Source organism: Ructibacterium sp. SJQ-7 (assembly GCF_054696575.1).
On sequence record NZ_CP195193.1, the window covers coordinates 563,852 to 584,482 of the forward strand.

Consider the following 20,631-nt stretch of genomic DNA (forward strand, 5'->3'; position numbering starts at 1 on the left):
CTTAGAAACGGAAATACAGGAACGGATTATAGCTTTGATTTACCAGTGACGCCGTACAAAGCACAATCACAACCGCACAAAATGCAATTTCCAACACGCCCATATACTTTTTATCCTTTAATTTCAAATACGTGTTCTTCCATATCGGAAGTGACGCCATTGCCGTCACAATCAAAATCGGCAAATACATAAGTATTGTACTGAGCGTATCACCGCCGATAATACCGTTTTTCAACGTAAACATACTTGTCAAATACGTCGCAAATTGTCCGAAATCTTCAAAATAGAAAATTGTCCAACCGAGAAGTATTAAAAACAATGCGTATATGTGTTTTAGCAAAGACGGCAATTTTTCAAGATATTTGCCGTACACATATTTTTCAAGCACAAGGATAACAAAATAATAAATTCCCCACGCAATAAAATTAAAATTTGCACCGTGCCATAATCCTGTCAATGCCCAAACCGCAAACAAATTAAAAATCACACGCGGTAATTTGCACCTGTTGCCGCCGAGCGGAATATAAACATAGTCGCGAAACCATGAACTAAGCGAAATATGCCATCTGCGCCAAAACTCAGTTATCGTCTTTGAAACATACGGATAATTAAAGTTTTTCATAAATTCAAAACCGAACATTTTACCCAGTCCGCAAGCCATATCGGAATATCCCGAAAAGTCAAAATATATCTGAAACGCGTATGAAATTATGCCAATCCACGCACCGACTATGCCGTTTGACGATGTTCCTCTGATTGTATCCCAAAGTACACCCATTTGATTTGCGATAAGAACTTTCTTCGCCAACCCAACTGCAAACAACTTTATACCGTCGGCAAACTGCGATATGTTTTCACGTCTTTCATCAAGCATTTTCGCAATGTCTGTATATCTTACAATCGGTCCTGCTATTAGCTGTGGGAAAAATGAAACATACGTTCCGAAAGACACAAGGCTTTTTTGTGCTTTAGTGTCCCCTCTGTAAACATCAATCGTATACGATAACGTCTGAAATGTATAGAATGAAATTCCTATCGGCAACGGTAAATTGATTTTCGGCATAAAGCTAAACGGTGGAATTGCTCTCAATATATCAGTCACAAATCCCGTATATTTAAACACCGCCAAAAGTCCTAAACTAATTACAAGCGACAAAACCAAAAACGTTTTTTTACGTTTTTGGTTATCACGGTATTTTTCTATCAGCAGTCCGAATATATAATTCGACACGACAGAAACAATCATTATTAAAATAAAAACAGGCTCTCCCCAACCGTAAAATACAAGATTGGCCAAGAGTAAAAATGCATTTCCGAATTTTCTCGGCACAATATAGTATACCGCCAAAACTATCGGCAGAAACACGAACAAAAATAATAAACTTGAAAAGTACACTACCTACACCCTTTCAAATTATTTTGTATATTGGTCAATTATGCTCTGTACGCTTGATGAGTCCTCGCTTACGCATACGATAACGTAATCGCCGACAGTTTCAACAACGCAGTCGTCAAGCTTTGACACTTCATTCGGCGCATAGCTTGTGTATGTTGTTTTTTGTGTTTCAATATGTTGTTCGGCTTTTTCTTTCACAGATTCCGTATCTGATGTTTTAAATATTGTAATTTCATCAACAACCGCCGGTGTACCTGTATATGACACACATTCTTCAACTTCGCCGTCTGAAATCATATATCTCTTTTCAGCAATATCCGATGAAACCTCCGTAAGCTGTTCCGCAAATTTACCATCACTCGACAATGCCGACGCAAGCTCATTTATATCAACAGCCTTACCTCCGCAGCCTGCAAGCGATACGCACATCATAACTGCCGCCAAACCCAAAACTAATTTTTTCATCTCAATATATCCTCTCTTTTAATTATTGTATATTATTTTGTATATAAACCAAGCACTTTTTATAATAATCTTCTCCGAAATGAATACCGTCACTCGCCACTCCGTCAGGCAAATTGCCGTCCTCGCCTAAAACGGCACTGTATACGTCCGCATAGACAACACCTTTGCTCTCGGCAAGTTTCTTTATCAATTCATTGTATTTAACTATCTGCTCGTTATTTGTATTATCCACGTTATTGTCCGATACCTCTTTGGTTACCGGGGTTATCGCAAGCAAATATATTTTTGCCGTACTCTGATATGACTTTGCTTTGTCAATAAGTGCACCGTACTGCTCTACAAATGTATCCGAATTAGCCCAACCAAGTTCGTTTTCACCGAATATCATAAATATTTTATTGTACTTCTTGCCGTTGTTAAGTTCTTCAATAACAGGCACTGTACCCGTTGACGTGGATTTCGTCATTGCGTCATTGACATTCAAACCGATTCTCGCAAAATAATCCGCACCTTCTACAAGGCTGTAATTCATCATTCCGTCTACGAACGAATTACCGATGAACGCCGAATTTTGATAATAATTTTGGTCAATATCCGATGAATTTGATTTTTGTGCCGGTGCAGTTGTCGGCGTCTGCATTGACATAGCCGCAAGCTCCTCCTGTCTTTTCTGCTCAGCCCTTTGCGATACGGACGACACGCACCCTTTAATTGCGAATATGACAAGAGCTGCAATTATAATTGCAACTGCAAATACAAACACTCTGCGAATTAAAAATTTACGTCTGCGTTGTTCACGCAAACGCTTTCTTCTGATCATTTCAAGACGTTCTTTCTGATTCAAAATTCTCTCCCCTTAATTTATACATCAATAAAGTGGCACTATAAAATAGTACCACTGTTTTATTCTTTAGTCAATAGCTTGTATCAAATTCAGTCGAATTTATGTTTCCAAATATGAAGCACAATTCTTACATAAATCGCTCTGTAATTTTTCTTTTTCATACACTTAAAAATCGGATGGTTGATTTCTATACCGTCACAAGATATATCGTCCATAAAAATATCCGTTATTTCTTTTAACCTCGCATACCTTGCCTTGCGGTTTAATTTCAAGTTCGGATTAAACAAAAAGCAGAAACTTCCGAATGTTTTATGAAAATAATCGTCATAAATTCTCTGCAAAACATCTTTGTTATTTCTGTTCCAACTTAAAACAATATCCTTAACGTACATTGTAGACTGTCTTGACGTATCAAAAATATCAAAGCGATACTTATCCCAAAATCTTTTATATGAGTTTACATAGTATCTGCAAAGCACATCGCCTGTCATATAAAAACTGTCTATACAGTTTACATACCTTGCAACAAAAACATCGTCCTCGCTTTTTCTGAGCTTAGGAAACTCAATACCGTTTTTTCTGATTATATCGGTCTTGTATAGCTTAAACCAAGCCGCCCCTTGAATACCGCGTTCGCCGTACATAAACATATGCTCATAATAATCTTTTCGTGCATCTCCGCCTGTACGTTTAAGTCCGTCAGCCTTTTTGACAGTACGAAAAACCTTTTCACCGTCAAACATAGAAAAACTGCATACAACAAGGTCGGTATTTTCATTTTCCATATACCGGACAAATTTTTCTATCGCATTTTTTTCAAGATAATCGTCTATATCAAAAAAATATATATAATCGCCCGTTGCTTTTCTCAGTGCAAGATTTCTTGCCGCACCAGGTCCTTCGTTGTTTTTGCCGAATACCGCAATACGTCTGTCCTTATCCGCCTCGGCAAGGCATTTCATATAACTTCCGTCTTTTGAACCGTCATCAATTATTATAATTTCAAGATTTTCATATGTCTGTTCCGTTATACACTTAATTCCGCTTTCAACCCAATCTTCCATATTGTATACGGGAATTATGATACTTACTTTTTTCATACTCAACCTCTGTCGCAAATTTCTTTTATAGCCTCAAAATTACGCTGTGAATTATTTTCATCTCTAAGCGTAAAGAATTTATAAATTCTTTTTCTGTACTTATCATCAAGCACGCAACCGTTTTCAAGTATTCTGTCAAGTTCGTCTATAACGTCATTTTCATCATACAAAATTTCACCGAAACCGTCACGTTCATAGTCAAAATAACCTTCTTCGTAATGCTGTTGTCTGAATGACTCTTTGTCAAACTGATAGAAAATCATAGGTTTTTCCATATATCCGTAATCAAAAAACACGCTTGAAAAATCGGTTATAAGAACGTCCGATTTAATAAGTAAATTTTGCACCGTACTGTCATTGAACGTAACAATCTTAACTTGCTCGCCGCCTTTAAACGTATCAATAAATCTCTGAAACTCAATATGAGGATAGAAAAGCAATTCATAATTGTATTTTTCAAGAACGTTTTTCAATTTTTCACTTGCAAGAAAATTTGAATACACCTTGTAATATTCACTTTTTACAAATTCTTTTTTGTCAGCCCCTTGAAGATTGTATCGCCAAGTCGGCATAAGCAAAACTTTTTTGGTCGGCTGTTCATTTTTATACAGTGCGTCATAACGGCACAAACCGAGCATTTGCACAACGTTATCCTTATATCCGTACAAGCTCTTGACATACTCGTATTCAGGCTTTGCCGAACACACAAACAAATCCAAATTCACATTATTGTTATACAAATATGTGAGGTTATCCTTGATGATACCGTGCTGTAAAAATATCTTTTTGCCCTTTATAATCCCCTTTTTATCAGCCTTAACAAAAAAATCTATATACGGTGTGTAACCCATAATATGTGTACTGCTTTTTACTTTTGACAGCACAAGCGAAATGTAATGTTCAAAACTGTTATGATTTATAATTCTGCCGAGTTTTTCCACACGTTCTCTGTCAGCGGAATCTTTCGTTATTGCGTAAGCAATATTGATTTCGGGATGATTTGCGGTAATGTACTTGAACAAATAATACGCATTATCCCTTGCGTCAATTCCACGCTCCGCTATAAGCCATAAATCCTTATACTTTTCTTTATTTTTCGCAAAAGGTGCGACAATTACCGCCGCACCGTATTTTACGAAACAGGAAATATAATCCTTTGACTTCTTTATAAATGTATGCAAATTCATATATATCCCTCCAATATGCAAAGATTACTTTATTTCTCCGTGTTTTTCATACTGCGTGATTTGCGACACCTTATTGTTGTCGTCAACAAATACAACTGTCGGTCTGTGTTCTTTTGCCTCGTCCGCCGTCATATTGCAGTATGCCATAATAATAACTTTATCACCCTTTTGAACACATCTTGCCGCCGCACCGTTAAGGCATATAACACCCGAATTTTCTTCTCCGGCTATTGTATACGTTTCAAAGCGCTGACCGTTGTTTACGTCAACTATCTGCACCTTTTCATATTCAAGTATACCGGACGCTTTCAAAAGTGCCGTATCAATCGTTATACTTCCGACATAATCAAGTTCTGCCTGTGTAACGGTTGCACGATGTATTTTACCTTTAAGCATTGTTAATTCCATTGCTTATTTTCTCCTTACTCCATTATAAAATTATCTATTAAACGTGTTTTTCCAATATATACCGCCATTGCACAAAGGAGCGGCTTTTGTACTTTTTCAAGTGTTTCAAGCTGATTGAAGTCAACCATTTCCACATAGTCAATCTTTGCAAGAGGTTCTTTTCCAATCTCCGCTTTGATTGCCGAAATAATTGTCTTTACGTCTGTTTCGCCGTCTGCAATCATCTTCTTGCCGATTTCAAGAGAACGTGAAAGGCATAGTGCCGCCTTGCGTTCGTCTGTGTTTAGATATGTGTTTCTTGAACTCTTTGCCAAACCGTCATTTTCACGAATTATAGGACAACCGACTATTTCAATATCAAAGTTCAAGTCCTTAACCATCTTCTTTATTACGCACAACTGTTGCGCATCCTTTTGACCGAAATACGCTCTGTCAGGCTGAACGATATTGAACAGCTTACTTACAACAGTACACACACCGGAAAAATGAATAGGTCTTGTTTTACCGCAAAGTACCTTTGTAATCTTGTTCATATCAACAAATGTAAGTGCATTGTCATACATTTCATCAGCTTCAGGATTAAATATAATTGACGCACCCGCACTTTCGCAAAGTTTCGTATCCGCATTAATATCTCTCGGATAGCTTTCAAAATCTTCGTTAGGACCGAACTGTGTAGGATTTACAAAATCACTTACAACAACTCTGTCATTTTCCTTTACCGCACGCTCTATAAGGCTTTTATGTCCTTCGTGAAGATAACCCATTGTAGGAACAAGACCAACCGTAAGTCCTTCTTTTTTCCATGCTTTAACTGTTTTCCTTACTTCATCTATTGTTTTTACTATCTGCATTTTATTTTTCCTCCGTTATTTGTTTCATAACTTCTTCGCTCATTTTAAACGAATTTTCCTCTTTTGGGAATGTACCGTTTTTCACTTCGCTGCAATATTCCTTAAAGCATTTTTTCATACTCTCGCCCAATTCACCATATTTCTTTACAAACTTCGGTGTAAAATCGGAATACATTCCAAGCATATCCTGATATACAAGCACCTGACCGTCACAGCCGTTGCCCGCACCGATTCCTATTGTAGGAATTGAAAGAATTTCAGTTATATATGTTGCAAGAGGTGTCGGTACACATTCCAAAACAACCGCAAATGCGCCGGCTCTTTCAACCGCTTTTGCGTCATCTATAATTCGTTTTGCGTCATCTATATTTTTGCCTTGAACCTTAAAGCCGCCGAACGCGTTGACCGATTGAGGCGTCATTCCGATATGACCGACAACAGGAATAGACGCGTCTACGATTTTTCTTATATGTTCCTCAAATTTAACTCCGCCCTCAAGTTTAACCGCATCGGCATGACCTTCTTTTATGAGTCTGCCTGCGTTCACAACTGCGTCATACACAGATGTTTGATACGACATAAATGGCATATCTGTTACGACAAGTGCATTTTTTGCACCTCTTGCAACGATTTTACTGTGATGTATCATATCTTCCATTGTCACAGACAATGTACTGTCATATCCCATAATAACCATACCAAGCGAATCGCCTACAAGTATTGAATCAACGCCTGCCTCGTCCTCAAGTTTTGCTGTTGTGTAATCATAAGCCGTAAGCATTGTAATTTTTTCACCGTCAGTTTTCTTATTTTTAAAGGTTACTGTTGTGTTTTTCATTCTATTCCTCCGTTTTTCATATCAAATATAACATTTGTCAGTTCTTTGTATAACTCTCTTGTTCTTTCATCAAGCACTTCAATATGTTTTTCAATAGTCGCCATGTCCCCTCTTGCCGCAGGTCCTGTGATTGCTTTTTCACAACCGACTTTAAGTATATTGTCCATATTGCACTTCATCAGTGTTGACAGTGCACTCTCACTTTCTGACTTTGAAAAACCGCACTCCTGTAAAAGCTCCGTTGCCTTATAGCAAACCGATACGACAAAATTTGACGCAAAACACGCCGCCGCATGGTATTTGGCTTTATTTTCCGATGTAATAATCTTAAATCTGTTACCGCATAATGAAAGAATTTCTGAAACAGTATCAACTGCTTTTCCGCCGCCTTCGACTGTAAAAAAAGCGTTTGATATTGCATTTAATGACGTATGCTTGCTGTTAAATGCCAGCATCGGATGAACACTGCAAACATTTTCACTGTCTGCACCTTTAAAAATTTCACTTGACACAGAGCCGCTGCAATGACATATAATTTTCTCTTTTAAATTCATATCTTTGATTTTGTTCCAAATCGTTTGGATATTATCATCATTTGTAGTTATAAAAATTATGTCACTATTATTTATAAGCTTTTCACGGCTGTAAAGCTCAAAATCTTCTGTATTGTTACTTCGTGACGAGAAACCGATTACATTTACGCCCTTGCTTCTGAAATAGTAAGCCAGACTCATACCGCATTTTCCCGCTCCGATAAATCCTATTGCGTTTATATTATCACCTCCGATAATATCACCGCAACGCACTAAATGTCAGGTGCAATTTTCTTCCGAAATACCGCCCATCAGTTTTATTTTATCATATTTTGTTTTGTATTACAATATTATTTCACTAATTAATATTATATTTTTTCAACAAAAAATGACTTAGAACAAAGTTCTAAGTCATTTGGTGCCGATGACCGGGGTCGAACCGGTACGGGAATTTCTTCCCACGGGATTTTAAGTCCCGGGCGTCTGCCAGTTCCGCCACATCGGCATACTTGTCAACAACATATGAAATTATACCATACTTTTTGACATTAGTCAAGACTTTTGTACGAAAAAAGATTAAAAAAGCAAGTCTGTTTTTATAACAGACTTGCTTGATTTGTCATTTTATTTAGCCTCTGTTGTAGGTTCCGGCGTATCCTTTGGCTGAATAACCATTTTATCAATCTTATCTTGGTTTACCTCTACCTTGATACCCAATTCTTCAGCTTTCTTTTCAAGAGCCTCTTCTTGTTTCTTTGAAGTGACTGCCGACTGAACTGCTGATTTATTGTTTTCCAAATACTCACTGAACTTTGAATCCGATTCGTCTATCGGTAATCTTTTTATGATGTGATAACCGTAGTCTGATTTACACATTGTAATTTCGCCCGGCTCGATTGACTTTGTCGCATCTTCAAATTCAGAAACCATTTCACCGTCTGTAAAGAAGTATCCGTCTTGATTTGATTCCATACCCGGGTCTTCATTGTATTCCTTTATAAGTGCATCGAAATCTTCACCGTTCTTTGCTCTTTCAAGAATTTCGTTTGCTTTCTTTTCAGCCTCTGCAAGCTTGTCTTCATCAAGATCTGCACCTGTCGTCATATCCTTTGTTGAAATAAGAATATGCTTTGCTCTTAAATAATTATCTACGAAATATTGCTTAACTTCATCATCTGTCGGTTCTGCAACGTCAAGCTGATCCATTATCTGCTTTGAATATGTTGATGCCGAAATAATTGTTTCCATTATATCATCATCAACACCGTACTTTTTAAGCAACTTATCGCCGGCTTTTTTACCGCCCTGTTGAGCCTTAAAATTTGAAATAGTGCTTTTAACTTGTTTAGCCTCATCGTCGGTTAGAGTTATATCCATTGCCTTTGCAACTTCTTTTAGAAGATATTCTTGCTTTAGATTATCAACTGCGGTGTCTACGTCCTCTGTACCCATTCCGTAATTTGCGAAGAAATTAACCGCACCTTCCGTAATATTAGTATCGCCTATTTTCATAACAGTTTGACCGTTTCCCGAACAACCTGCAAGCAGCATTGCACCAATCAATGATACACTTGCTATTTTTCCAAATCTGCCAAAATTCATAATTATATTCCATAGCCTTTCTGCCCACAATTATTATATTCTAACGCTTATCAGCGGGCAGATAAGTCGTTATATTCGTTATATGTTTAACACATACAACACATATTAGTATATTCCTTATTGACGTTTATGTCAATAGATTTAAAAAATTGTTTACAAAAAGACCATAATTTACTTATGATCTTTTCATGTATAATTCAATTTTATGAAAGCATTAATACAACTTCAAGCACAATCACAATCGCACTTAAAATGCTAAGCACTGTTACACCGAGAACGCATTTCTTTTTAAGTTTTACAAAACTCGATTCAAGTTCTGAAATTGTATTTTTTGTATTAAGTTGTGTATTCTTCAAATCGAACACACTGTCATTAAGTTTTGAAATCGAATTAAATGCTTGTTTAACTTCCGAAACACTTTTCGCTATTTCATCAACCGAATTTTTGATCTCGGAATAATTATCCTTATGTTCTTTCATTCTTTCGTTATCTTGAACATCAATAATATTCAACTTTTCCGAAATATCTTTAATCTTCGATTTCAAGCCGTCAATATCCTCTGACACATTTTGAATTTTGCTTTCAACATCATCAAATCTGTCTGACATTTCAGATACAGAAACAACGCTTTCGCGAATGTTATCAAGCTTATTGTCAATCTTTTCAACCGAATTTTTAACGGTATTCTTAACTTTTTCCTTTATACCGCTTTCGTCAACGGCATTTTTAATATCTTCCTTAATATCCTCTGCCGTTTTTACAACCTTTTCAAAAGAATTATCTTTCTTTTTTTCTTCTTTTTCGTTTTCAGCCTCAGTTGTATTTTCGGCTTCTTTTTTAGCTTTAAATTCATCAACCTTGCTTACAACCGTGTCTTTAAACTTTCTTGCGCCGTTTTCAATGTCACCGGCTTTTTTCTTGAATTTATCAATAACACTTTGAATATTAATCGTTTCGTTCAAATTAATTCTTTGAGTGTTTTCAACAGGCTCTGCGTCGGCATCATTATCTGTTTTTACATCGACATTTTTCAAAAATTCTTCATATTCCTCGTCAGTGCCTGTGTAAAAAGCGTCCTGACCGTCATATGATTCTATGTTCATTCCCTTTTTATCCATCTTGTCACCCTTATTTCCGTGAAATTTCTTAGCTATATCTCTGCCCTTTTCATAGGCATAATCAAAAAACTTATCAAATCTACCGGACATATAATTAATCCTCTTCTGTTTCAGGTTTTTTAGCGTTTATTATAACAACTTCATCATCGTCATAACTGTCTGTATCGTCTGAATTTACGTTGTAAATTCTTTCACCGCACTTTGAGCAGTACACATCATCAGAATGATTATACGCACCGCATTTCGGACACTTTACGTTTTCTTTAAGCTGATAAAGCTGTTCTTTAAGCTCGTTAACTTCCTCAGTCATAGCGTCGATTTTAGCGAACTTTTCTTCCATATCGTCAATCACTTCGCCTGTTGATTTATAATTTTCATATACAGACTTACCGATTTCGGTATAGATGTCCTTAATTTTGCTTTTCGTTTCGCTTATTGAAAACTTTAATTTTGTTTGGTTTACTATGTTGTTTGTTTTCTCAATGACTGTTTTTGTCACCTGCACCGCGCTGTCCTTAGCTTTGTTTGCGTGTTCCTTTATTTTATCAAATACTTCTTCCATTTTAAAATCGCTCCTTCCTAATTTATTATATGCCGATTAAATTAATTATTTATATTATAACATAAAATGAGTGCTTTTATATGACATTTTCATTATTTTTTCGTTTCACAACAAATTCTGACATTACGTTATTTTGAGTAAAAAGGAAAAGGGGCTACCTTTCGGTAACCCCCGTTGATTGATTATGGAATACAGAACTTTATATTCCGCAATCAATTATATACCTATTTCCGATAAATTTCAACAATTAGTTTACACCTTTATAAGCGTCTCTCATAATCTGTTCAATTTCCTTAACAAGCGGCAACTTCGGATTTGCAGTTGTACACTGATCCTCAAAAGCCTTGTTTGCAATGTCAGGAACATTTCTCATATAAGTTTCTTCATCAATTCCGCATTCAGAGAATGACAACGGCTCATTAACTTCTTTCATAAGGTCTATAACCGCATTTATAAGGCTCTGTACACCCTCTTCTGTTGTTTTTGCAGGAAGTCCCAAGAATGCTGCGATTTCAGCATACTTTTCATCTGCAATGAACTTCTTATACTTAGGGAATGACACAAACTTTGAAGGTGTCGACGCATTATACTTAATTACGTGCGGCAACAATACTGCATTTGCTCTGCCGTGAGGGACGTGATACTCACCGCCGATTTTATGAGCGATTGAGTGATTTAGTCCCAAGAATGCGTTTGTAAATGCCATACCTGCCATACAACTTGCATTGTGCATCTTTTCTCTTGCCTCTGCGTCCTCAGCACCGTTCTTGTATGCTCTCGGAAGATACTTGAATACAAGCTGAATAGCTTTCATTGCAAGACCGTCTGTGTAATCCGACGCCATTACAGATACATACGCCTCAAGTGCGTGTGTAAGCACGTCAAGACCTGTGTCGGCAGTTGCTGATTTCGGAAGTGACATTACAAACTGCGGGTCGATAATCGCAATATTCGGTGTTAGTTCGTAGTCTGCAAGAGGATACTTCATATTATTCTTCTTATCCGAAATAACCGCAAAACTTGTTACTTCACTACCTGTACCGGAAGTTGTCGGAATAGCTACAAGTTGTGCCTTATTACCCATCTTAGGGAACTTAAACGCACGTTTTCTTATATCAAGGAAACGAAGTCTCAGTGAATTAAAGTCTACATCAGGGTGTTCATAGAACAGCCACATACCCTTTGCGGCGTCCATTGCACTGCCTCCGCCAAGTGCGATAATTACGTCAGGCTTAAATTCGTCCATCATCTGTGCACCGCGTTTTACTGTTTCGATTGACGGGTCAGGCTCTACATCTGAGAAAATTTCACAATGAACGTGCTCCGTTCTCTTTCTTAGGTAATACAAAATCTTATCTACATAACCAAGAGAAACCATACCCGGGTCTGTTACGATAAATGCACGAGTGATATTCGGCATTTTTTCAAGGTACTGAATTGAATTATGCTCAAAATAAATCTTATCCGGAACTTTAAACCACTGCATATTTACTCTCCTCTTAGCCACTCTCTTCTGATTTATAAGGTTCACCGTTGTAACGTTACCGCTGACACTGTTACCGCCGTAGCTACCGCAACCAAGTGTAAGTGACGGCATATTTGTATTATAAATGTCACCGATTGCACCGTGTGATGACGGTGAATTTACGATAAGACGGCTTGCTTTCATTGTTGCAGCATACTTTTGAATTACATCTTCATCATTTGCGTGAATAACAGCCGAGTGTCCCATACCGTGGAACATAACCATTTCTTCTGCTCTGTCGATTCCTTCTTCTGTTGAATCAACGATAAAGTATGCAAGTACCGGACTCAACTTTTCTCTTGAAAGCGGATATTCAGGGCCTACGCCGTCAAGTTTTGCAAGAAGAATTTTCGTACCCTCAGGAACTTTCACTCCCGCTTGCTCCGCAATCCATGTTGCAGGCTTACCTACAATTACAGGGTTTACAGCACCCTTTTCACTGTCGATGCAGTAATCGCTAAGCTTTTTAATTTCGTCAGGCTTTGCAAAGTAGCAGCCGTATTTCTTCATAAGTCTTTCAAATTTCGGTGCGATTGCCTTATCTACGATTGCGGCTTGTTCAGACGCACAAATCATACCGTTGTCGAATGTTTTTGAAAGGATAAGGTCGTTAACCGCTTGTTCAAGGTCAGCACTCTTATGAATGTAGCAAGGTACGTTACCCGGACCGACGCCAAGTGCAGGCTTACCTGTTGAGTATGCCGCCTTAACCATTCCGCTGCCGCCTGTCGCAAGAACTGTTGCAACACCCGGATGATTCATCAGTGCGTTTGTTGCCTCGATTGATGGGTATTCAATCCACTGTATACAGTTTTCAGGTGCACCTGCCGCAACTGCCGCATCAAGAACTATCTTGGCAGCCGCCGCACTGCATTTTTGAGCGCCCGGGTGGAAACCGAAAATAATAGGGTTTCTTGACTTAACGGAAATCAAAGCCTTAAACATTGTTGTTGATGTAGGGTTTGTAACAGGTGTAACACCACATACAACGCCTACAGGCTCTGCTATAATTTCGTAATCTTCAAGGTCGTTTTCAGCAATAACACCGACTGTTTTTTCATTCTTGATTGAATGATAAACATATTCTGTTGCAAACATATTCTTTGTTATTTTGTCCTCATACACGCCTCTGCCTGTTTCCTCAACAGCCATCTTTGCAAGCTCCATATGCTTGTCAAGACCTGCAAGAGTCATTGCCTTTACGATTGCGTCAATCTGTTCTTGATTAAGTGCCATAAATTCGTTCAAAGCTTTTTGTGCTTTTGCAACGTAGCCGTCAATCATTTCATTTACGTTAATCTCTGCCATAATAATTCCATAGCCTTTCTGCCTACGGGTTGTTAGTTTTCTTTACATCTTATTGTAGGCTGATAAGATGTTTATACAGAAGACTCTGTTTTGACATAGTATGAAATCTTCCGAATTTTTATTATTAACTTTGTTTATTTAGATTGATAAATTTTTATCGTTATTTATTTATCAATCTTTACAACACTATTATACGAAATTGTTAAACTTTTGTCAATAGTTTTTTTGATATTTTTATTCTTTGTAAGTTTTTCATATATAATTCATTACTTTCTTGTTTAAAACAAATAAAAAAGTATTGCATTTTCAGCAATACTTTTTATATACATTCTTTTATATACTTTCCAATCTGTTTATCGACTCGATATCTCCTACAAGCACGACAATATCGGTATCTTTAAATTTGTATTCGGGTTCAGGTGAAATATTCACCTTACCGCCGTTATTACTCTTTATCGCAACAATATTTACGTTATATTTTTTACGAACAGACAATTCCATAATGCTCTTGCCTATCCATGTGTTCGGTACAACAGCGTCCACAATACTGTATTCGTCCGACAATTCAATTATATCAAACAATCTGTCCGAAACAAGTTCTATTGCGGCTTTAATGCCTGCCTCCTGTTCGGGAATTATAACATTATCCGCACCGACTTTTTTCAGTACGGTTTTGTGCATATTATCCTTTGCTTTACAGACAACCTGCTTAACTCCCATATCTTTTAGTGCAAGAGTTGTAAGTACGCTGTCCGTTATATCGTCACCGCCGATACACACGATTGCACAATCCGAGTTTTTCACTCCAAGTTGTTTTAACAAGCTTTCGTCTTTTGCGTCGGTACAAGCCGCTCTTGTTACCAAATTTGCAATAGCGTTTATTTTATCCATATTTTTGTCTATCGCAAGCACTTCATAACCCATATTAAAAAGTTGCATTGCAACAGATGTTCCGAACCTGCCCAATCCTATTACTGTAAAAGTTTTCATAACAAATCCCTAGCCTTTCTGCTATCCGACAATGAAACTACATTCCGGATACCTTATATCATTAGTTTTTCTGATGCGAGTCATAAACACAACGCTTATCGTCATAATGCCCACTCTGCCGAAGAACATATACACTATAAGCAAAATCTTTGTAAATGTGGACGCGCTCCCCGATACACCGACCGAAAGACCGACCGTACTGTATGCCGACGCAGCTTCGTATATCGAATTTATCAAATCTTGATTATCAATATAACTTATAAGCACCGAACCGCCCACAACAAGCATAAGCCACAAGACAAGCAATGCCATTGCGTGAAGAATAGTCGTGTGTGCAACTCTTCTGCCGTGAATAACAACATCAGATTTGCCACGCAATACGGAAATCAAAGTCATTATTACAAGTACAGCCGTTCCGAGCTTTACGCCGCCCGCAGTCGAGCCTGAAGCGCCGCCTATCATCATAAGCACCGTTCCCCAAGCCTTTGACAAGTCGGTTAAATTATTCTGTATAAGTGCGTCAAATCCGGCCGTTCTTGTTGTGACCGACTGAAAGAATGACGCCAATATTTTCTGACCGACACTTTCAGCACCGATTGTATTTATGTTGCCGTATTCAAGAATGAAATACACAAATGTACCCACGACAATAAAAAATATCTGTGCCAAAATTATTACTTTTGAATACACGTTAAGTCGTTTCCACGATTTTTTTGCGATAATATCCTCCCACACAATAAAACCCAATCCGCCTATGGCAACAAGTATCGCAAGCGTACAAAGCACAAGCGGATCGTGTCTGTATGAAAGCATACTTTTTCCGTCACCGATTATATCAAATCCCGCATTGCAAAATGCCGATACGGAATGAAATATACTAAACCACATTCCTTTAAAAAATCCGTATTTCGGTACAAAGCGTATTGAAAGCACTATCGCGCCCGACAATTCTATAATTCCCGTTATATACAAAACGTGCTTTGCAAGTTTGACTATTCCCTCAAGGCTTTCCGTACCCATTGTCTGAGCTATAAGCATTCTGTTTCTAAGTCCGATTTGTCGGTTTGAAACTATAAACACAATACAAAGTATCGTCATAAATCCCAAACCGCCGAGCTGAATTAAAAACAGTATCACCGCTTGTCCGAACAAGCTGAAATATGCACCGACATTTATAAGCGTAAGTCCTGTTACGCAAGTTGCGGACGTTGTTGTAAACAGTGCCGACAAAAACGGTGTCACAACTCTTTCTTTTGACGAAATCGGCAACATTAAAAGTAATGCTCCGACAAGGATAATCAACGCAAATCCAAACGAAATACACCTTGCCGTATTTATTCTTTTGTGAAATAAATTTTTTCTGATAATATTCATATTTATTTGCTTCCTCCAAAAAATACTCAAAAATCACATCTTCCGATGTAATTTTCGGAGCTGTCGTCAGACTCTTTAAGTTCGTTTCCACGCATACGGCGAAAACAATATAAGTATCGGATAAAATTCAAGTCTGCCTACAAGCATACCTATTGACATCGCTATTTTTGACAATGCCGAGAAATCGGCAAAACTGCCTGTCGGACCTACCAATCCCAATCCCGGACCAATGTTGTTCATAGTCGCAATTACGGCAGTAACCGTTGTTGTAAAGTCCTTATTATCAAAGCTGATAAGAAGAATTGACACAGCCGCAAACAACATATATACAACGAAATATCCCAACACACCGTTTACAATATTCTTTTCAACCGTTTTGCCGTCAACCTTAACCGAAAATATACTTCGCGGACTTACCGCTTTTTTTATTGAGTGAGTGGCTGTTTTCATAAGTATAATAAATCTTGTAACTTTCATACCGCCGCTTGTTGAGCCTGCACACGCGCCGACTACCATCAATAATACAAGTATAATCTGTGAAAGCATAGGCCAACGCACAAAGTCGGCAGTTGAATATCCCGTCGTTGTCATAATTGACGACACTTGGAAGAATGAATATCTGAACGCTCTGCCAAATCCGTGATACATAGGCATAATATTAAGTGCAATAATTACCGTTGCACCTATCATCATTCCTATATACCACTTAACTTCGTCATTATTCTTTATCTGCGAGAATTTTCTTGCAATTATCAAGAAATACACGTTAAAATTCAATCCGAACAACATCATAAATATACCGATAACATAATCGATATATGCACTGTTATAATACGCAACGGAACTATTCTTTATTCCGAAACCGCCTGTACCGGCTGTGCCGAACGTATGGAGCAAGCTGTCAAATACAGGCATACCGCCAAACAGCAAAAGCACAAATTCAATGACCGTAAGCGCTATATATATTCCGTAAAGTATTCTAAGCGAAAACTGCCATCTGCTTGCAAGTTTGCCTACAACAGGTCCCGGCATTTCCGCTCTCATCATATGAGTTGTTCTTGTATCCTTTGACGAAAAAATCGCCATTGCAAACGCGAGTACACCCATACCGCCGAGCCAATGAGTAAAGCTTCGCCAAAAAAGCAAGCTCTTGTCAAGTGCCTCGACATTTGTAAGTATAGATGAACCGGTTGTTGTAAAACCTGACACCGTTTCAAAAAAACTGTCCACAAAACTCGGTATCTGACCGCTGATATAAAACGGCAGACAACCGATTATTGATATTACAATCCAGCCTATCGCAACGATAAACATTCCGTCACGTCCGTAAAGGCTTTTATTTTTCGGTGCTTTTGCAGATACACAAAGTCCGATTAATACGGATATTACTATCGGTATTACATACGCCAAAGCTATTGACTCACCGTAAAGCAAAGACAATCCCAAAGGTGCAAGCATTGTTGCCGCAACGGCTACAAGTATTCGTCCTACGGAATATGCTATCATCCTATAATTCATATCTTTTCCTTTCGTAACCGCTATGCAAGTATATCGCCGAGTGTGGCAATATGATGCGTTGTCATAATCACAACCGTATCACCGACTTCAAGTTTACTTTCACCGTCCGGCAGCATAATCTTGTTATTTCTGAGAATTGCCGCAATCAAAGCATTATGTTTCATCTTAATCTGTGAAAGTGACTTTGAAGTAAGCTCGGATTCTCTTGTAACTCTGAATTCCATAGCTTCAGCTTTATTGTTTACTATTCGGTAAAGACTTCTCATTTCCGTATCCTTTGCCGATTTCATCGCTCTTGTGTAACCGATTATAATATTTGCGGTTATGTTTTTAGGCGTAACAATACTGTACACGCCTGTGTTTTCCATAAGCTCCGCAAACGAAAGACGGTTTACCTTTGTTACTATCTTATCGACAAATCTTGACTGCGAATACATTGATATAATCATATTTTCTTCGTCAATACCCGTCAGTGCAACAAGCGAATCAACTCTGTCAATGCCCTCTTGCGCAAGAACGTGCTTATCTGTTCCGTCGGCACACACAATATCCGCTTTCGGCAAATGCTCGGTCAATTCCTTACATCTGTTCATATTGTGTTCTATAATTTTAACCCTTATGCCGCTTTCAAGAAGCTGTTTCGCAAGATAAAACGATATTCTTCCGCCGCCGATTATAATTGCGGTTTTAACCTTTGTGTTTATAACACCTATCTCACGCATAAATTTCGCAACATCTCTGTGAGATGCGGTTATGTGAAGTTTATCTCCGCTTTCGATAACAAAATCACCGTTCGGAATATACACCTCATTACCGCGTTGCACCGCACATATAAGAAGTTTTATCTTAAACTTTTTGTATATCTCAAAAATAGCTTTTCCGCAAAGTGCATTATCCGAACTGATGTTAAATTCAATAAGTTCAATTCTGCCTTTTGCGAAAGTTTCTGTTTTAATTGCGGCAGGGAAACGAAGTATTCTCGATATTTCGCAAGCAGTTGCATATTCGGGATTTACTATAAGATTTATTCCGAGAGCGTTACGCATAAAATCAAGCTGTTTAAAATATTCTCTGTTTCTCACTCTTGCAACACATCTGTCCGCACCGAGTTTTTTAGCCATAACGGTGCAAAGTGCGTTAAATTCGTCATTTTCCGTAACGGCAATAAATATGTCCGCCTTGTTAGCCTCCGCCTCGCGCAAAGTTTCAAGGTCAGTACCGCTCCCGCATACGCACCTTACATCATAATCATCTTGAATTCGGTCGCAGATTTCACTTTTAATATCAATAAGAACTACGTCGTCGCCCTCATAATTAAAATCCTCTACAAGCTTTCTGCCGACCTTACCGCCGCCTACTACGATGACATTCATTTTTCTTCTCTTTTCTCCCGTGTCATAAGCAATAATACCGCTTCTCTTGCATTTCTGCCATTGTACAAAATATTATAAGCTTCTTCAACAATAGGCATTTCAACATTATATTTGTGTGCCATTTCATATGCCGCCGTTGCGGTGTTTACACCCTCAACAACCATATGAACGCTTTCCAAAGTTTCCTTTAAACTCTTGCCTTGACCCAACAGTATTCCGGCACGTCTGTTTCTCGAATGCATACTTGTGCAAGTAACAATCAAATCACCTACACCGCTAAGTCCCATAAATGTCTTTTCATTTGCACCCATAGCCTTGCCGAGTCTTGCAATTTCAGCAAGACCTCTTGTCATAAGTGCCGCTTTTGTATTGTCGCCGTAACCAAGTCCGTCACTTATTCCCGCACAAAGTGCGATAACGTTTTTAAGTGCTCCGCCAAGTTCAACACCGATTATATCGGTTGAAGTGTACACTCTGAACATATCGCCCATAAACACGTCTTGAATAAATTTAGCCGTATCAATATGCTCCGACGCAACAACATTCGTTGTAGGAAGTCCTCTTGAAACCTCCTCTGCGTGTGACGGACCGCTCATAACAGATATATCCGCCTGCGGAATTTCTTCTTTATACACCTGCGAAAGACGTAAAAGTGTACCTTCTTCAAGTCCCTTTGATATATTTACTATTTTCTGTCCCTCTTTAACGTGCGGCGAAAGCTGTTTCGCCGTTGTTCTCGTTGCCGGTGACGGTGCGGCTGTTATAATAAGCTCCGCTCCGTCTGTACATTCAGCCATATCGTGACTGCAATAAATTGTATCCGGAAATTTCACTCCCGGCAAAAATTCTTTGTTTTCTCTGTCTTTTTTCAGTCTGTCCGTTTCTTCCTGTATCCACGACCATAAATATACATTATGTCCTCTTGAAGATAAAAGTATCGCTATGGCAGTTCCCCAACCGCCTGAGCCAATTACTGCAATTTTCATTTTACTTCTCCTTTTTTTGCTCCAAGTTTGTTTTCTGTACCATTTAACAATCTCTTTATATTTGCATGATGTCTTGCTATTAAAAGTCCGCCGATAATAACAACGCACATAAGCTGAATTGCATCAACGTTCTTTGTAACAATCATTTTAACGATTTCTATAACTATGTACATTGCACCGCCCAAGATTGAACCGAGCGATACATACCTTGTTACTGCCATAACCGCTATTGCAACGACAGCCACAATAAGTCCGACTTTCCAGTCAAGCATTAACACAACACCAAGCGAAGTCGCAACGCCTTTGCCGCCTTTAAATCCGAAGTAAAGCGGAAAATTATGACCGAGAATTACGCATACACCTGCGATATAGCTTATAACAGGATATATTTCATCTGTACCCGCAATATTTTTTACAAGTCTTGATAAAAGTATCACGACTATGCCTTTTAACACGTCAAGCAACAGTGTTATAACACCCATTTTCTTGCCGTATGTTCTTAGCATATTCGTTGCACCCGCATTTCCCGAACCGCTTTCACGGATATCCTTACCGCTCAGCATTTTTGAAAGCAGTATAGAAAAATTAACCGAACCGATTAAATATGATACTATTGCCGTCAGGGCAATTATTAAATATGTCATAACTAT

19 protein-coding genes and 1 tRNA gene are annotated in these 20,631 nt (G+C 38.2%); all 20 read right to left on the reverse strand.

What is annotated here, in order from left to right:
• Position 1: 1 nt before the first annotated feature.
• Positions 2-1,396 (reverse strand): MBOAT family O-acyltransferase, encoded by a 1,395-nt coding sequence (locus tag ACSAMO_RS02605; RefSeq protein ID WP_499209778.1) that lies wholly within the window; start codon positions 1,394-1,396, stop codon positions 2-4.
• 18 nt (positions 1,397-1,414) lie between these two features.
• Positions 1,415-1,861: a DUF4358 domain-containing protein gene (locus tag ACSAMO_RS02610; RefSeq protein ID WP_117967611.1), complete on the reverse strand. Its 447-nt coding sequence runs from the start codon at positions 1,859-1,861 to the stop codon at positions 1,415-1,417.
• Positions 1,862-1,883: 22 nt separating this feature from the next.
• Positions 1,884-2,705: a GDSL-type esterase/lipase family protein gene (locus tag ACSAMO_RS02615; protein WP_499209779.1), complete on the reverse strand. Its 822-nt coding sequence runs from the start codon at positions 2,703-2,705 to the stop codon at positions 1,884-1,886.
• Positions 2,706-2,794: 89 nt separating this feature from the next.
• Positions 2,795-3,805, reverse strand: a complete 1,011-nt coding sequence (locus ACSAMO_RS02620; protein WP_412615639.1) for a glycosyltransferase family 2 protein — start codon at positions 3,803-3,805, stop codon at positions 2,795-2,797.
• Between the two features lie 2 nt (positions 3,806-3,807).
• Positions 3,808-4,992 carry a CDP-glycerol glycerophosphotransferase family protein gene (locus ACSAMO_RS02625; protein WP_499209780.1) on the reverse strand — a complete coding sequence of 395 codons (1,185 nt, stop codon included), beginning with the start codon at positions 4,990-4,992 and terminating at the stop codon, positions 3,808-3,810.
• A gap of 24 nt (positions 4,993-5,016) precedes the next feature.
• Positions 5,017-5,400: an aspartate 1-decarboxylase gene (panD, locus tag ACSAMO_RS02630; protein WP_022230778.1), complete on the reverse strand. Its 384-nt coding sequence runs from the start codon at positions 5,398-5,400 to the stop codon at positions 5,017-5,019.
• A 14-nt stretch (positions 5,401-5,414) separates the two neighbouring features.
• Positions 5,415-6,254 carry a pantoate--beta-alanine ligase gene (panC, locus tag ACSAMO_RS02635; RefSeq protein WP_499209781.1) on the reverse strand — a complete coding sequence of 280 codons (840 nt, stop codon included), beginning with the start codon at positions 6,252-6,254 and terminating at the stop codon, positions 5,415-5,417.
• A 1-nt stretch (position 6,255) separates the two neighbouring features.
• Complete coding sequence (gene panB / locus ACSAMO_RS02640; protein WP_499209782.1) at positions 6,256-7,092, reverse strand: 3-methyl-2-oxobutanoate hydroxymethyltransferase; 837 nt, start codon at positions 7,090-7,092, stop codon at positions 6,256-6,258.
• Entirely contained in the window at positions 7,089-7,898 is an 810-nt protein-coding gene (locus ACSAMO_RS02645) for a Rossmann-like and DUF2520 domain-containing protein (RefSeq protein ID WP_499209783.1), read from the reverse strand. The genes panB and ACSAMO_RS02645 overlap by 4 nt, the downstream gene beginning before the upstream one ends.
• A gap of 143 nt (positions 7,899-8,041) precedes the next feature.
• Positions 8,042-8,130: transfer RNA gene (locus ACSAMO_RS02650), tRNA-Leu, on the reverse strand.
• A 119-nt stretch (positions 8,131-8,249) separates the two neighbouring features.
• Positions 8,250-9,227, reverse strand: a complete 978-nt coding sequence (locus tag ACSAMO_RS02655; RefSeq protein ID WP_499209784.1) for a foldase protein PrsA — start codon at positions 9,225-9,227, stop codon at positions 8,250-8,252.
• A 203-nt stretch (positions 9,228-9,430) separates the two neighbouring features.
• On the reverse strand, positions 9,431-10,435 hold the full coding sequence (locus ACSAMO_RS02660; RefSeq protein WP_117968889.1) for a hypothetical protein: 1,005 nt from the start codon (positions 10,433-10,435) through the stop codon (positions 9,431-9,433).
• A 4-nt stretch (positions 10,436-10,439) separates the two neighbouring features.
• Positions 10,440-10,907 carry a zinc ribbon domain-containing protein gene (locus ACSAMO_RS02665; protein ID WP_118446660.1) on the reverse strand — a complete coding sequence of 156 codons (468 nt, stop codon included), beginning with the start codon at positions 10,905-10,907 and terminating at the stop codon, positions 10,440-10,442.
• 247 nt (positions 10,908-11,154) lie between these two features.
• A complete protein-coding gene (gene adhE, locus ACSAMO_RS02670) occupies positions 11,155-13,740 on the reverse strand; it encodes a bifunctional acetaldehyde-CoA/alcohol dehydrogenase (RefSeq protein WP_499209785.1) in 2,586 nt (861 codons plus the stop codon).
• Positions 13,741-14,073: 333 nt separating this feature from the next.
• Positions 14,074-14,730, reverse strand: coding sequence for a potassium channel family protein (locus ACSAMO_RS02675; RefSeq protein ID WP_499209786.1), 657 nt, complete (start codon positions 14,728-14,730; stop codon positions 14,074-14,076).
• A gap of 21 nt (positions 14,731-14,751) precedes the next feature.
• Complete coding sequence (locus tag ACSAMO_RS02680) at positions 14,752-16,104, reverse strand: TrkH family potassium uptake protein (protein ID WP_499209787.1); 1,353 nt, start codon at positions 16,102-16,104, stop codon at positions 14,752-14,754.
• A gap of 75 nt (positions 16,105-16,179) precedes the next feature.
• A complete protein-coding gene (locus tag ACSAMO_RS02685; protein ID WP_499209788.1) occupies positions 16,180-17,622 on the reverse strand; it encodes a TrkH family potassium uptake protein in 1,443 nt (480 codons plus the stop codon).
• A 20-nt stretch (positions 17,623-17,642) separates the two neighbouring features.
• Positions 17,643-18,995 carry a Trk system potassium transporter TrkA gene (gene trkA / locus ACSAMO_RS02690; protein WP_499209789.1) on the reverse strand — a complete coding sequence of 451 codons (1,353 nt, stop codon included), beginning with the start codon at positions 18,993-18,995 and terminating at the stop codon, positions 17,643-17,645.
• Complete coding sequence (locus ACSAMO_RS02695) at positions 18,992-19,981, reverse strand: NAD(P)H-dependent glycerol-3-phosphate dehydrogenase (RefSeq protein ID WP_147513688.1); 990 nt, start codon at positions 19,979-19,981, stop codon at positions 18,992-18,994. The genes trkA and ACSAMO_RS02695 overlap by 4 nt, the downstream gene beginning before the upstream one ends.
• Complete coding sequence (gene plsY / locus ACSAMO_RS02700) at positions 19,978-20,625, reverse strand: glycerol-3-phosphate 1-O-acyltransferase PlsY (protein ID WP_499209790.1); 648 nt, start codon at positions 20,623-20,625, stop codon at positions 19,978-19,980. The genes ACSAMO_RS02695 and plsY overlap by 4 nt, the downstream gene beginning before the upstream one ends.
• Between the last annotated feature and the right edge of the window lie 6 nt (positions 20,626-20,631).